14 protein-coding genes are annotated in these 13,802 nt (G+C 70.6%); 5 read left to right on the top strand and 9 right to left on the bottom strand.

Translation table 11 applies throughout. The features are described from left to right. Positions 1-11: 11 nt before the first annotated feature. Entirely contained in the window at positions 12-371 is a 360-nt protein-coding gene (locus tag KWI83_RS15060) for an NADH-quinone oxidoreductase subunit A (RefSeq protein WP_007383963.1), read from the bottom strand. A gap of 714 nt (positions 372-1,085) precedes the next feature. Here KWI83_RS15060 and KWI83_RS15055 point away from each other — a divergent pair. Next, positions 1,086-1,922 carry a C40 family peptidase gene (locus KWI83_RS15055; protein ID WP_218514879.1) on the top strand — a complete coding sequence of 279 codons (837 nt, stop codon included), beginning with the start codon at positions 1,086-1,088 and terminating at the stop codon, positions 1,920-1,922. A 112-nt stretch (positions 1,923-2,034) separates the two neighbouring features. Here the strand turns inward: KWI83_RS15055 and KWI83_RS15050 are convergent, their stop codons facing one another. Then, on the bottom strand, positions 2,035-3,762 hold the full coding sequence (locus KWI83_RS15050; protein WP_218514878.1) for a hypothetical protein: 1,728 nt from the start codon (positions 3,760-3,762) through the stop codon (positions 2,035-2,037). A 177-nt stretch (positions 3,763-3,939) separates the two neighbouring features. Then, complete coding sequence (locus KWI83_RS15045; protein ID WP_218514877.1) at positions 3,940-5,232, bottom strand: geranylgeranyl reductase family protein; 1,293 nt, start codon at positions 5,230-5,232, stop codon at positions 3,940-3,942. 97 nt (positions 5,233-5,329) lie between these two features. On the opposite strand from KWI83_RS15045, the gene KWI83_RS15040 reads away from it, so the two are divergent. After that, positions 5,330-5,836 carry a GNAT family N-acetyltransferase gene (locus KWI83_RS15040; protein ID WP_218514876.1) on the top strand — a complete coding sequence of 169 codons (507 nt, stop codon included), beginning with the start codon at positions 5,330-5,332 and terminating at the stop codon, positions 5,834-5,836. A gap of 120 nt (positions 5,837-5,956) precedes the next feature. Beyond that, a complete protein-coding gene (locus KWI83_RS15035) occupies positions 5,957-6,268 on the top strand; it encodes a PASTA domain-containing protein (protein WP_218514875.1) in 312 nt (103 codons plus the stop codon). Between the two features lie 11 nt (positions 6,269-6,279). Here the strand turns inward: KWI83_RS15035 and KWI83_RS15030 are convergent, their stop codons facing one another. The 6 genes from KWI83_RS15030 to KWI83_RS15005 form a co-directional block, all read right to left on the bottom strand. Continuing rightward, the gene (locus KWI83_RS15030; RefSeq protein WP_218514874.1) at positions 6,280-6,972 is read right to left on the bottom strand and encodes a demethylmenaquinone methyltransferase; all 693 of its coding nucleotides are present in this window, start codon (positions 6,970-6,972) and stop codon (positions 6,280-6,282) included. A 191-nt stretch (positions 6,973-7,163) separates the two neighbouring features. Then, positions 7,164-7,766, bottom strand: a complete 603-nt coding sequence (locus KWI83_RS15025) for a hypothetical protein (RefSeq protein ID WP_218514873.1) — start codon at positions 7,764-7,766, stop codon at positions 7,164-7,166. 1 nt (position 7,767) lies between these two features. Next, positions 7,768-8,967: a cyclic dehypoxanthinyl futalosine synthase gene (gene mqnC, locus KWI83_RS15020; RefSeq protein ID WP_218514872.1), complete on the bottom strand. Its 1,200-nt coding sequence runs from the start codon at positions 8,965-8,967 to the stop codon at positions 7,768-7,770. 132 nt (positions 8,968-9,099) lie between these two features. After that, positions 9,100-9,822, bottom strand: a complete 723-nt coding sequence (locus tag KWI83_RS15015) for an A24 family peptidase (protein ID WP_218514871.1) — start codon at positions 9,820-9,822, stop codon at positions 9,100-9,102. Positions 9,823-9,869: 47 nt separating this feature from the next. Further along, the gene (locus tag KWI83_RS15010) at positions 9,870-11,504 is read right to left on the bottom strand and encodes a serine/threonine-protein kinase (protein ID WP_218515057.1); all 1,635 of its coding nucleotides are present in this window, start codon (positions 11,502-11,504) and stop codon (positions 9,870-9,872) included. A 77-nt stretch (positions 11,505-11,581) separates the two neighbouring features. Continuing rightward, on the bottom strand, positions 11,582-12,430 hold the full coding sequence (locus tag KWI83_RS15005) for a menaquinone biosynthetic enzyme MqnA/MqnD family protein (RefSeq protein WP_218514870.1): 849 nt from the start codon (positions 12,428-12,430) through the stop codon (positions 11,582-11,584). A 298-nt stretch (positions 12,431-12,728) separates the two neighbouring features. Here KWI83_RS15005 and KWI83_RS15000 point away from each other — a divergent pair, with 298 nt between their 5' ends. After that, positions 12,729-12,932: a cold-shock protein gene (locus tag KWI83_RS15000; protein ID WP_004984723.1), complete on the top strand. Its 204-nt coding sequence runs from the start codon at positions 12,729-12,731 to the stop codon at positions 12,930-12,932. A 201-nt stretch (positions 12,933-13,133) separates the two neighbouring features. Beyond that, positions 13,134-13,799 (top strand): class I SAM-dependent methyltransferase, encoded by a 666-nt coding sequence (locus KWI83_RS14995; protein WP_218514869.1) that lies wholly within the window; start codon positions 13,134-13,136, stop codon positions 13,797-13,799. Positions 13,800-13,802 lie beyond the last annotated feature (3 nt).

The following is a 13,802-nucleotide window of genomic DNA, read 5'->3' as shown; positions in this document are numbered from 1 at the left end:
CTAAAGGCCCCTCAGTCCCATTCCAGGCCGCCGCGCCGCCACACATACGCATAGGCGACGAAGACGGTGAGCACGAAGAGCAGCATCTCCACGAGCCCGAACACACCCAGGGCGTCGAAGGTGACGGCCCACGGGTAGAGGAAGACGATCTCGATGTCGAAGACGATGAAGAGCATCGCCGTCAGGTAGTACTTGATAGGGAAGCGCCCGCCGCCGGCCGGCGTGGGGGTCGGCTCGATACCGCACTCGTAGGCCTCGAGTTTGGCGCGGTTGTACCGCTTCGGACCGATCAGCGTGGCCATGACCACGGAGAAGATCGCAAATCCTGCCCCGAGGGCTCCCAGTACGAGGATGGGCGCATACGCGTTCACCGCTCCTCGCTCCTCTCAGTCGGCACTGACTGCTGGCGGGTTGCACTGGACTCACTTCCTGCTCACCAGCCCCACGAGCCCCGCTGGCCCCGGCGAAGATCGAGAACATGTGAAGCAGGTCACAAGCCCAACTGCCTCGCATCTTATGCCCGCCGCTCTGTGATCTGCGACACGGGGTATTGCACAAGCTTTGTGATCTCCACCACCTGATGAACGATCATGAAGTCGGATGATCGGCGATCTTCGCACGTGAAGCGTTCAAGTGATCACCAGAGGTGACATTTTCGCTCGTCGGCGCAGCTGGCGGGGGGCGTCTCCATATCAAGAAACTTCCCCTGCATGCAAATTGGAGCTGGACGCCGGGGCCTGCTAGTGGCCCGCGTTCACACATCCGAGGGAGGCGGCGGCGAGGTGTGGACACGTGCACGCGTTCACGAGCGCCGCGGCGTCGATTCCGCGCGCCGGACGCTCCCGCTCCGGTAACCGTTCCGTGACCTCCGCCACATTCACGAGAGGGCCCTGAGAAGCGGGGTTGGCCAACGGTCCCAACCAGTGGTAGGCGCGGGGCAATTCGGACGTAACGAAGAAAGCCCGTGATCACAGGCTTGATGACTGACGTCCGCAATGTCCGTTACGGCGTCAATAAAGGGCGACGCGCCGGGGATTCCGGCCGCCGATTGAACAACTGTGGCGGACCACACGTTTCTTGAAGGTATGGAGGAGCCCCTGATACCGGTTGTTCCCATGTCCCACACCGCTCACATACGTAGCCACCGGAAACCCCGCCAGCCCGGCACGTCGAAGATGGCGATGCGGGCCGGAGTTGCCGGTGGCATCCTCAGCACCGTGGCAGTGGCCGGCGCGTCGGCCTCGGCGAACGCTGCCGAGCCGGTGACGCAGACGCTCGAACTGCCCACCCTCACGGCCGACCTGTCCGCTCAGGTCGCCCGGTCGGCGGACGCCACACAGCTGGCCGCCGCGAACTACGAGCTGCAGGCAGAGCGTGACGCGGCCGCCGCCCAGGCCGCCAAGGAGGCCAAGGCCGACCTGGCCGAGGCCAAGAAGAAGGAGGAGGCCCGGAAGAAGGCCGCCGAGGAGGCGCGCAAGGCCGCCGCAGAGCGTGCCGCGCGCGACGCCGAGCGGGAGACCCTCTCCGCGTCCGTGGGCACCGACACGAGCGTGACCGTACCGGCCGGCGGCAGCGTCGGAACGGTCATCTCCTTCCTCAAGGCGCAGTTGGGCGACGCCTACGTCATGGGCGCCACCGGCCCCAACGCCTGGGACTGCTCCAGCCTCATCCAGGCGGCGTTCCGGCAGGTCGGCGTGGACCTTCCGCGCGTGTCGCAGGACCAGTCGATGGTCGGCACGGAGGTCTCCCTGTCCAACCTCCAGGTGGGCGACATCCTGTACTGGGGCGGCAAGGGCTCCGCGTACCACACGGGTGTGTACATCGGAAACGGCCAGTACCTGGACGCGGCCAACCCCTCCAAGGGCGTCGTCATCCAGGACCTCTCCGGCTACCCGGCGTCGGGTGCGGTGCGCGTGCTCTGAGCCGTATCGCTCGCAAACACACCGGTCCACCGCATACACACCGGTCCACCGGCATACGCAACGGGTGCCGTTCTCCGCGAACGGCACCCGTCGGCGTTGGAATGAGCGGCTGTCAGGCGGTGGTGCCGCCGTTCTGCCCCGCGCGCCGGCGCAGGAACAGGACCAGGCCCGTCCCCAGGCCGAGTGCGAGGATCGCGCCCCCGGCGAGCAGCGTCACACCGCCCGCACCGGTGAGGGCCAGACCGCCGTCGGTGTCGGCTCCGGAGTCGCCACCGGAGGTCTCACCACCCGTGCTGCCGCTGGAGCCCGCGCCGCCGTCCGTGCCGGAGGACGAGGAACCGCCGCCCGACGTGCCGCCGCCCGACGTGCCGCCGTTCGACGTGCCGCCGTTCGACGTGCCGCCGTCGGACGAGCCGGTGCCGCCGTCCGTGGACCCCTCGTCGCCGGAGGCGTTGAGGACGATCCAGGCGGTGTCGTTGGACTTGTCGGATTCGGACGGGTTGTCCCAGTCGGGCAGCGCCACCCTCGCCTTGGCGTTCTCCACGACCCGGTCGATGCGCAGCTCGAACGGGAAGCCCAGCTCCGCGTCCTCCAGCAGCGGGGTGTCCACCCAGCAGAGGTAGCCCTTGGTGTCCTCGGCGATGTAGTTCTCACCGCAGGACTCCGGGGCCTTGGTGACCGTCGCCCCCTCGGGGACCTCCACCGTGAAGCCGATCGGCTCACCGCCCGAGCGCAGTGCGCCGACCCAGGCCGGGCCGTTGTTGCGGAAGCCGAGGTTCGCCGTGACGGTGTCGCCCGCGGCACCCTTGAGCGACGCGCCGGTCAGCTCCAGGTCGTAGGTGTTCGTCGCGGGCAGGTCCAGCTCGGCGTAGCGGGAGTAGTCCGCCGGGTCGGCACCGGAGATCTCCTTCAGTTTCAGCTCCGGGCCGTTGCCCGCCCGGTAGTCCTTGGCCTCGCGCAGGCTCTTCGCCTCGGTGGGGCTGATCGCGGTGAAGGAGTAGGTGAAGACGTCGAACAGGGCGAAGTCGGCGGTCTTCACCTTCAGCGGCTCGGTCAGCGCGTACGCGGTCCCGGCCTTGATCGTGTCGGGGAAGGTGCAGATCGCGTCCGTGCCCTGGCGCAGCAGCGGTCCGGTGGTCACCTCGGTGTAGGCGCAGTTGCCGTACGAGTCGGGGAAGGACAGCCCGCGGGAGCCGTGGAAGCGCAGCACCGCGCCTTCGGAGTCCATGGCGCCCTGGTTGCGCAGGCCCACGGGTGCCGCATAGGTGTCGCCCGCCTTGAGATCGGAGGGCAGCGACAGCTGGTGGTTGACGAATTCGGGGCCGCCCACCAGTACGTCGATGTCGAGCGGGGTGAACTCCAGCCCCTCGCCCTCGCCGGTGACCTTGATGGTGCCGAAGTCGCCGGCCTGGCTGTCGTCGTCGATGTCGAGCCGGATGCCACCGAGGCGGTTGTACCTCTCGCCGGCGTACAGCTCGTAGCCGCTGCAGACCGCGACGAGGCCGTCGGCGTCGCAGGGCAGCTTCACCGAGGCGACGCCCGCGAGTTCGGAGGCGTCGATACGGATCTCGTAGTCGCCGGTGAACACGGGCGGGATGACGCCGTCGCCGTCGAACTCCTCACCCGGGACGTTCAGCCGCAGCTCGACCTGGGGCTCCGTCTCGTCCCCGCTGCCGGAGTTCAGCGACAGGTCGACCCGGTCCTCGCCGGTGATCGTCACGGGCAGGGGCGCGGGCGCGGCCTGGGCGGTTCCCACGAGGCCGGCGGCGGCCAGACCCGTGGCGGCCAGCAGGCCCACGGATCTGGACAGCCGGACCCGCCGCGCTGACTTGAGTGTCATCGGGTGCTCTCTCGTCGATCGGGGTGTGCCCGGGCGGGCACACCCCCTTCGACCTGAGCCGGAGCCGGTCCGTTGTCCACAGACGCATCACGGCGGGATCACATTCCCGCATACTCCGCCAACATCGAACGCACCATGGGCCCAAATGTCCTCAACGGCCCGCGTCGGTCCGGAGGGTCAGGCTTTCGGGGCCACCTTCGACAGCCCGTTGATGACGCGGTCCATCGCGTCGCCGCCCGTCGGGTCGGTGAGGTTGGCGAGAAGCTTCAGGGTGAACTTCATCAGCAGGGGGTGCGTGAGCCCACGCTGCGTCGCGATCTTCATGACCTTCGGGTTGCCGATGAGCTTCACGAAGGCGCGGCCCAGCGTGTAGTAGCCGCCGTAGGTGTCCTTGAGGACGCGCGGGTAGCGCTGGAGCGCCATCTCCCGCCCCGCGGGGGTCGAGCGGGCGTGCGCCTGGACGATGACGTCGGCGGCGATCTGGCCGGATTCCATGGCGTAGGCGATGCCCTCGCCGTTGAAGGGGTTCACCAGCCCGCCGGCGTCGCCGACCAGCAACAGGCCCCGCGTGTAGTGCGGCTGGCGGTTGAAGGCCATCGGCAGGGCGGCGCCGCGGATCGGGCCGGTCATGTTCTCCGGGGTGTAGCCCCAGTCCTCGGGCATGGAGGCGCACCAGGCCTTGAGGACCTCGCGCCAGTCCAGTTCCTTGAAGGAGTCGGAGGTGTTGAGCACGCCGAGGCCGACGTTCGAGGTGCCGTCGCCCATGCCGAAGATCCAGCCGTAGCCCGGCAGCAGCCGGTCCTCGCCGGGTCCCCGGCGGTCCCACAGCTCCAGCCAGGACTCCAGGTAGTCGTCGTCGTGGCGCGGGGAGGTGAAGTACGTCCGCACCGCGACGCCCATCGGACGGTCCTCGCGGCGGTGCAGGCCCATCGCCAGGGACAGGCGGGTGGAGTTGCCGTCGGCGGCCACGACCAGTGGCGCGTGGAAGGTGACCTCGCGTTTGTGGCCTGCGTCGCCGAGCTTGGCGTGCACGCCGGTGATGCGGCCGGTGCGGTCGTCCACGATCGGCGCGCCCACGTTGCAGCGCTCGTACAGCCGGGCGCCCGCCTTCTGCGCCTGCCGGGCGAGCTGCTCGTCGAAGTCGTCGCGCTTGCGGACCAGTCCGTAGTCGGGGAAGGAGGCGAGATCCGGCCAGTCGAGCTGCAGCCGCACACCCCCGCCGATGATCCTCAGGCCCTTGTTGCGCAGCCAGCCGGCCTCCTCGGAGATGTCGATGCCCATCGCCACGAGCTGCTTGACGGCGCGCGGCGTGAGCCCGTCGCCGCACACCTTCTCGCGCGGGAACTCGGTCTTCTCCAGGAGCAGTACGTCCAGTCCGGCCTTGGCGAGGTGGTACGCCGTCGTGGAGCCGGCCGGGCCCGCGCCCACGACGATCACATCGGCGGTGTTGTCCGTCAGAGACTCGGCCACGGCGGGATCTCCCCAAGTTAGAAATCTGTGTGCCGACCGGCACTGGACACGGGCAGTCTATTCAGCAGAATTGATCAACCGGCTGAAGGGATACCCAGTGAACCGAGCTCTCCCCGTGGTACGGCTGCGTGTCCCCACCGACGAGGACGCCGTCGCCTGGCACCGGGTGTTCGACCACCCGGACGTCATGGAGTTCCACGGCGGCAGGTCCGCGGAACTGTCCGTCTACGAGGAGCTCACCGCCCGCCAGCGCAAGCACGACGCCGAACTCGGCTTCTGCCTGTGGACGATGCTCGACGCCGACGACCGGGTCATCGGCTTCACCGGCGCCCAGCCCTGGCCGCGCCCGTGGGGACCGGCGGGCGAGATCGAGATCGGCTGGCGGCTCGGCCGGGAGCACTGGGGCAAGGGGTACGTCACGGCGGCCGCGCACATGACGCTGGACCGGTTGCGCGCGGCGGGCGTCGGCAGCGTGGTGGCCATGGTCAACGCGCGCAACACCCGGTCGATCGCGGTCACCGAGCGACTCGGCATGCACCTCGCCGAGACCTTCACCAGCCCCGAAACCGACATGCAGGGACACTGCTACCGACTGGACCTGTAACAGAGAGCGACAGTCGGCTACGGAAAGACACGTGATGCTTCCGGACGGCACCCCCGGGCCGTTACGCTGCCAGTACCTCTGGGGGTGACATCTGTGCGCATACCACGCAGGACGCCCGAAGTGCGCGTGCCGAAGCTCGTCGGACTGATGGCCGTGGACGCCCGTGAGGCAGCCGAGGCACAGGGAGTGCTGCTCGCCGCGCCCGACCGGCCCGACTTCCATCTCACCGTCGTGGACCATGTCGTACGGCAGTACCCGCCGCCCGGCGTCGAGGTGCCGCGCGGTGCGGTGGTCACCGTGTGGTTCGACTTCGGCGAGGGGGAGGGCGGGGGAGGCGCGGGCGTCCGGGAGCCGCGGCTGCCGAGACCACCGAGGGGCGGCATGGAGCGCGAACTCGACCAGCCCGGGGACGCGTTCCAGCCCATCCGGTAGGCCTGTCGGGGTCAGGCCTTGAACCCGCGGTGCAGAGCAACCACCCCACCCGTCAGATTCCGCCACGCCACCTTCGACCACCCGGCCTTGCGCAACTGCTCGGCCAGCGCGGGCTGGTCGGGCCAGGCGCGGATGGACTCGGCGAGATAGACGTACGCCTCCGGGTTCGACGACACCGCACGGGCCACCGGCGGCAGCGCCCGCATCAGGTACTCGGTGTAGACCTTGCGGAACGGTTCCCACGTCGGATGCGAGAACTCACAGATCACCACCCGCCCGCCCGGCCGGGTCACCCGGTACATCTCCCGCAGCGCCGCGTCCGTGTCCTGCACGTTGCGCAGCCCGAAGGAGATGGTGACGGCGTCGAACACGTCGTCCTTGAAGGGCAGCCGCGTCGCGTCGCCCGCCGTCAGCGGCAGCCAGGGGCGGCGCTGCTTGCCGACCTGGAGCATGCCGAGGGAGAAGTCGCAGGGCACGACGTACGCGCCCGCACGCGTGAAGGGCAGCGAGGAGGTGGCCGTACCGGCGGCCAGGTCCAGCACCTTCTGCGCGGGGCGCGCGTCGACCGCCTTCGCGACCTCCCGGCGCCACACCCGGTCCTGGCCGAGCGACAGCACATCGTTCGTCAGGTCGTACCGTTCCGCCACGTCGTCGAACATCGAGGCGACTTCGTGCGGCTGCTTGTTCAGGGAAGCGCGGGTCACGGGCCCATTGTTGCAGTCCGCGTTCACGGCAGTAGCCGCGGCGTCTTCCTCGCCGCCACATCCTCCACCCGCGGGTCATCCTCGCCCTGCCGCACTACGGCAGCTCCTGCACCGGCGACATGGGCGCCTACGCCGAGCAGGCCGCCATCGCCGCGCACGGCCAACCGGCCGACATCTCGGAGCTGAGCGACCTACCGACGCCGGTAGACGATCCGCCCCGCCACCACCGTCACCACACAGCTCCCGCCCCCGCGCTCGGCCAGCTCCGCCTCGTCCCGTACGTCGAACACGGCGAACCGCGCGGCGGACCCGCTCTCGCGCGGCGGCGGGAACTCCACCGGCACCCCGGCATCGAACGGGTCGAGCGAGGGCACCCCGCCGGGCACCCCGAGCCGCCCCACCACGCCGATCCCGGACCGCCGTACGGCCGTCACCACGGCCCGGTTGCCGAACGTTCCCGCCACCGCGACGGTCCCGCGCGCCAGCATCCGCTGCAGCCCGCGCCGCGCGCCGGCACCCCACCGCGCCTCGTCCATGGCGAGCGCGGCCAGCGCGTCCCCGGTCAGTGGCTCGGTGCCGAGTTCGTCGGCCTCGCGCGGGTCGGGGTGGTAGGCCTGCTCCAGCAGTTCGGGCCCGTGCAGGTTGACCAGCCCGGGGGTGAGGATGCCGGGCCACTGCCGCACGCGCGCGAGCGGATGCGCGGCGGACAGCTCCTCCAGCGGACCGGCGTCCAGGACCCACTCGCCGCGCACGGCCAGGGCACGCCCCCTGGAGTCCGCGTGAATCGTCAGCAACTCAGTTGGAGGCGAGCAGCTTCAGCTCCGGATGAGCCGTGCCGCCCTCGATCGCGGTGGACGAGATGTGGGACATGACGCGCTCGTCGACGGGGTCGTTCGCCGGGTCGTCGTGCACGAGGAGGTGTTCGTACGTCGTGTTCCGCTGGGCCGGGACCCGGTCCGCCCCCCGGATCATCTCGATCATCTCCATCAGGTTGGAGCGGTGCTTGGCACCGGCCGCCGAGACGACGTTCTCCTCCAGCATCACCGAGCCGAGGTCGTCCGCCCCGTAGTGCAGGGTCAGCTGCCCGGCGTCCTTGCCGGTGGTCAGCCAGGAGCCCTGGATGTGGGCGATGTTGTCGAGGAAGAGCCGGGCGATCGCGATCATCCGCAGGTACTCGAAGATGGTGGCCTGGGTGCGGCCCTTCAGGTGGTTGTTCTGCGGCTGGTAGAGGTACGGGATGAAGGCCCGGAAGCCGCCCGTGCGGTCCTGTACGTCACGGATCATCCGGATGTGCTCGATCCGCTCGGCGTTGGTCTCGCCGGTCCCCATCAGCATGGTGGACGTGGACTCGACGCCCAGCCGGTGGGCGGTCTCCATGATCTCCAGCCATCGCTCGCCGCTCTCCTTCAGCGGGGCGATGGCCCTGCGCGGCCGCTCGGGCAGCAGTTCGGCGCCGGCCCCGGCGAAGGAGTCCAGCCCGGCGGCGTGGATCCGCCGGATGGCCTCCTCGACCGTCACCTTGGAGATCCGGGCCATGTGCTCGACCTCGCTCGCCCCCAGGCTGTGGATGACGAGCTGCGGGAACTCCTTCTTGATGGCGGCGAAGTGCTTCTCGTAGTACTCGACGCCGTAGTCCGGGTGGTGACCGCCCTGGAACATGATCTGCGTCCCGCCCAGCTCGACGGTCTCCGCGCACCGGCGCAGGATGTCGTCCAGATCGCGGGTCCAGCCCTTCGCCTTGTCCTTCGGCGGGGCGTAGAAGGCGCAGAACTTGCACGCCGTGACGCAGACGTTCGTGTAGTTGATGTTCCGTTCGATGATGTACGTCGCGATGTGCTCGGTGCCCGCGTACCGACGGCGGCGTACGGCGTCGGCGGCGGCGCCCAGCGCGTGCAGCGGGGCGTCCCGGTAGAGGGCGAGCGCCTCCTCGGGGGTGATCCGTCCGCCCGCGGCGGCACGTTCGAGGACGGACTGGAGGTCGGCCTTCTCGGTCACCGGGTGTCCCTTTCGTCAAGGGTTGCGGACGGACTGAACCAGCCTACGCCAGCCGTTTTCCCACCCCACCCTCAGCCCGCCGCGGCCCAACCCGCCCCACCTCAGCCCACCGCCGCCCCAACCCGCCCCACCTCAGCCCACCGCGCCCAGCAGCAGCCCGGCGTAGGCGCCCGCGAGCAGGAACGGCCCGAACGGGATCACCGTCTTCCGCCCCGTCTTCCGTACGACGGCGCGGACGCCGCCGTAGACCGCCCCGCACAGGAACGCGGCGAAGGTCCCCAGCAGCACCGCCCACCACCCGTACCACCCGAGCACGGCCCCCGCGCCGACGGCCAGCTTCACATCGCCGAAGCCCAGGCCGCCGGGGTTGATCAGGAAGAGGAGGAAGTAGAAGCCGCCGAGGGCGACGGCGCCGAGCAGGGCGGTGCCCCAGTCCCCGGCGGGCCCGGGCGCGAGCGCGGCCACGCCGAGCAGGGCGGGGGTGGCGGCCGCGAGGGGCAGGGTCAGCGGATCGGGCAGTCGCCGCACACGCAGATCCACGACGGCCAGCAGCACGCCGACGGGTGTGATCAGCAGCCAGACTCCGAGCTCCGGGTGGGGGCCGGTGACGACGGCGAGGACGGCGCAGAGGACGGCGGTGACGGTGGCGACCAGGGGGACGCCGGGGCCGTAGCTCCGCGCACACTCCGCGCACCGCCCCCACCCGATCCATCCCCGCATCGCATGCCCGCCCGGGCACCGGTCCCGCCACGCCTCCTCCGGCGGCACACAGAAGCGGTACGCGGCACGCGGCAGCAGCGCTCCCGCCACCGCGCCCCAGACCAGGGCAGCGGCGACCAGCAGCCCCTCACCCAAGCCCCGCTCACCCCCTCCTCACCCCACCACTGCCGCGTGAGAGAGCCCTACTTCACCTTCGACATCCGGGCCGTCGGATACCCCGACCGCGCGCTGTCCGACTCATACGTGAGGTCGTCACCGGTCGGGACGAGGCGGACCGTGGTGGGCTCCTGGTTGCAGCCCCCGTGGTTGCCCTTCTGACCGACCGACCTGGCGACGAGCTGTTTCTCCGTCACCCGCTGCAGGGTCAGTACGTCGACACAGACGCCGCCCAGCTGGTCGGTCTGCCGGAGCCGGCCCAACTCCTCGCCCACCTCGGCCTGCTGGACGGTGACCCGGAACGTGCCCGCGGGCAGCGTGCCGTCCAGGGCGGTGCCCTGCCCCTCCCAGGTGCCGAGGTAGCGGGCCGGGATGTCGGACGGGCCGCTGCTCAGGCTGGCGCCCGGGGCCGGGGAGTAGGCGTCCCGGGGGCCGGATTCGCCCGCGCTGTCCTGGCGTTCGCCGGGCAGCAGGTCGAGGACGAGGACCGAGCCGACCGTCGCCGCCGCGAACGCACCGGCGACCGCGAGCGCCACCGTGCAGCTCACCCGTCGTCCCCGCCCGTCGGCCTCCGGTGCGGCCGTCGCGGCGACGCTGACGGAGACCTTGCCGGGCCGCTTGCCCCCGTCGGAAACCTTGTCCTCCGGTTCCGCCCGACGGGGCTCCGGCATCACGGGCGGCGGACCGAAGGCTCCCGCGGGTGAACCCTCTCCTACCGCCGGACTGCTGAACGCAACCGGCCCCGAAGAAGCAGCACCGGCCCCCGCCGCCTCCAGATTCAGCAGCCGCACGGCCCCCCGGCTCACCTGCTCCACCAGCGCCCCCGGCAGCCACCCGCCCGCCACCAGCCGCGCCGCCCCCTCCGGCGCGAGCCGCCGGGCCGCCTCCGCCGGGACCGGACGCGCACCCGGCTCCTTCGCCAGGCACGCTTCGACGACCTCCCGCAACTCGCCCTCCAGGGCGTCGAGGTGCGGCTCCTCGTGCACGACCTTGTAGAGCAGCGCGGCCGACGAGTCCCCGGGGAACGGCGGCTCTCCGGTCGCCGCGTACGCCAGTACCGCACCCAGCGAGAAGACGTCCGCCGCCCCCGTGACGCCCTTGCCCAGGATCTGCTCGGGCGCCATGTAACCGGGCGAGCCGACCGAGACCCCCGTCGATGTGAGCGACGCCGTGCCGTCCAGGGCGCGGGCGATCCCGAAGTCGATGAGCAGCGGCCCGTCGAGGGTGAGGAGCACGTTGGACGGCTTGACGTCCCGGTGCACCAGGCCCAGTTCGTGCACCGCCGCCAGCGCCTCGGCCAGGCCCGCCCCCAGCGCTCGTACCGAGTGCGCGGGCAGCGGACCGCCGTCCGCGACCGCCGCCGCGAGCGACGGCCCGGCGGCGTACGCGGTGGCCACCCACGGCACCGGCGCCTCCGGGTCCGCGTCCAGCACCGGCGCGGTCCAGGCGGCCCCGACCCGCCGCGCCGCCTCCACCTCACGGCGGAAGCGGGCGCGGAACTCCTCGTCGAGCGCGAGATGCGGGTGGACGACCTTCACCGCGACGGTACGGCCGCCCGCGCTGCGGCCCAGATACACCCGGCCCATGCCACCGGAACCGAGCCGGCCGAGCAGCCGGTAGGGCCCGATGGCGGTGGGCTCGTCGACGCCGAGCGGCTGCATGCCGTCCGCCCCCTCTCCCCCGTACGCCTCCACTGCCCGCAGGGTAGCGGCGTATCGGCGTACTGAGGGCCGCCGTCCTACGGCCGCAGCAGGTCCACCTTCACGTCCGCCGGGAAGCCGGTCGTCGGCCCGACCCGGCGGGCGAACTCCGCCACGGCCTCCAGCTGCGGGCCGCCGAAGCGGAAGTCGAGGGTGGTGAAGTACCGCTCCAGGACCCGCTCGTCGAAGGCCTCCCAGCGGGCCGCCTGCTCGGCGACCTTGGCGACCTCCTCCAGGGAGAGGTTGCGGGAGGCGAGGAAGGCCTCGTGCACCTTGCGGGTGATGAGGGGCTCGCGCTCCAGGTAGTCCCGGCGGGCCGCCCACACGGCGAAGACGAACGGCAGCCCGGTCCACTCCTTCCACAGCGCGCCGAGGTCGTGCACGGCGAGCCCGTACCTCGGCCCGTCGTGCAGGTTCGCCCGCAGGGCGGCGTCGCCGATGAGTACGGCCGCCTCGGCCTCCTGCATCATCAGGCTGAGGTCGGGCGGGCAGGTGTAGTACTCGGGCCGTACGCCGAAGCGGTCCGCCAGCAGCAGCTGGGCGAGGCGTACGGAGGTGCGCGAGGTGGAGCCCAGGGCCACCCGGGCGCCGTCCAGCCGGTCCAGCGGGACCTGGGAGACGATCACGCAGGACATCACCGGTCCGTCGCAGCCGACGGCGATGTCCGGGAAGGCGACGAGGTCGTCGGCGTTCTTCAGGAACTCCACGAGGGTGATCGGCCCGATGTCGAGATCGCCCCGCACCAGCTGCTCGCTGAGCTTCTCCGGGGTGTCCTTCGTCAGCTCGAAGTCCAGCAGCGTCCCCGTTCTGGCGAGCCCCCAGTACAGGGGCAGGCAGTTCAGGAACTGGATGTGGCCGACGCGCGGCCGCGTGCGAGAAATGTCCACGTCGAGAGGCTAGACCCCGTGGGATAGGGTGCGGGCTTCCGGGGTGACCGTCCCCGGCGTCAACGTCGACACGACGTTCAAACATTCGGGTGACGTGATCTTGACCCCTATTGCTTTCGGCTGCCCGCGTGCTAGGCTCGTCGCAAGTTGCAGTTTGGTTTCCCTTGCAGTACAGAGCCTGCGGAGCATGTGACCGCGGGCTCTCGTCGTTCACAGACATATGCAGTTGTGCAGAACTCAAATCTTCACACTTGCTGGTTCTGGAGCAGGGCAACCCTTTTGAGCCCAAGGAGGGCTTATGGCTACCGGAACCGTGAAGTGGTTCAACGCCGAAAAGGGCTTTGGTTTCATCGCCCAGGAGGGCGGCGGCCCCGACGTCTTCGTCCACTACTCCGCGATCAACGCGACCGGCTTCCGGTCCCTCGAGGAGAACCAGCAGGTGTCTTTCGACGTCACCCAGGGCCCGAAGGGCCCGCAGGCGGAGAACGTCACCCCGGTCTGATCCTCTGATCCAGGATCGAGTGCAGTACCCAAGGAGCCCCGCGCCGCCCGGCAACGGGGCTCCTGCCTTTTCCCGCACATCGGGAAGATGAATTCTCCGGGAATTGCGAGGAAGGCGGCGACGGGTCGTCGCTGTCCGCGGCGGCCGGGGCGTGACGGAAAACCGCCCCACTGTCAGTGCCGGGCAGTACGGTCACGCGCCATGACCGAAGACGCGCTCACCCCCACGGAATCCGTCCAGCACTTCTACGACGCGATAGCCGAGGACTACGCCCACCACTTCCGTGACGAACTCACCGCGAGGCCGCTGGAGCGCGCGCTCCTCACGGCGTACGCCGAGCTGGTCGGCCGCGACGGTGAGGTGGCCGACCTGGGCTGCGGGCCCGGCCTGGTCACGGCGTACCTCGCCTCGCTGGGCCTGAAAGTCTTCGGCCTGGACCTCTCGGCGGCGATGCTCGCCGTCGCCCGCCGCGAGAACCCCGCCCTGCGCTTCGAGCAGGGCTCGATGCTGGGCCTGGACATCCCGGACGGCCACCTGGCGGGTGTGGTGTCCTTCTACTCCTCCGTCCACACCCCCGCCGACCAGCTCCCCGCCCTGTTCGAGGAGTACGCCCGTGTCCTCGCCCCCGGCGGCCACCTCCTCCTCGCCTTCCAGGCGGGCGACGCACCTCGCCGCGTCGACCGGCCCTTCGGCCGTCCGGTGTCCCTGGACTTCCTGCGCCGCCGCCCGGAGCGCATGACCGGCCTCCTGACGGAGGCAGGCTTCACGCTCCACTCCCGGACGGTCCGGGAGCCCGACCCGGAGCTCGCCGAGACGACCCCGCAGGCGTTGCTGATCGCCCGCAGGAACACGGACCCGGAGGGCTGACGT

The organism is Streptomyces sp. TRM70350, from assembly GCF_019219825.1.
GTDB lineage: Bacteria > Actinomycetota > Actinomycetes > Streptomycetales > Streptomycetaceae > Streptomyces.
The sequence above is the reverse complement of the archived record's forward strand: the minus strand, read 5'-3'. Positions and strand labels throughout refer to the sequence as shown.

Bases quoted from the DNA above. Each gene is read 5' to 3' on its own strand.
- KWI83_RS15055 (WP_218514879.1), top strand. From the start codon at position 1,086: ATGGAGGAGCCCCTGATACCGGTTGTTCCCATGTCCCACACCGCTCAC.
- KWI83_RS15050 (WP_218514878.1), bottom strand. From the start codon at position 3,762: ATGACACTCAAGTCAGCGCGGCGGGTCCGGCTGTCCAGATCCGTGGGC.
- KWI83_RS15010 (WP_218515057.1), bottom strand. From the start codon at position 11,504: ATGCAGCCGCTCGGCGTCGACGAGCCCACCGCCATCGGGCCCTACCGG.
- KWI83_RS15000 (WP_004984723.1), top strand. From the start codon at position 12,729: ATGGCTACCGGAACCGTGAAGTGGTTCAACGCCGAAAAGGGCTTTGGT.
- KWI83_RS14995 (WP_218514869.1), top strand. From the start codon at position 13,134: ATGACCGAAGACGCGCTCACCCCCACGGAATCCGTCCAGCACTTCTAC.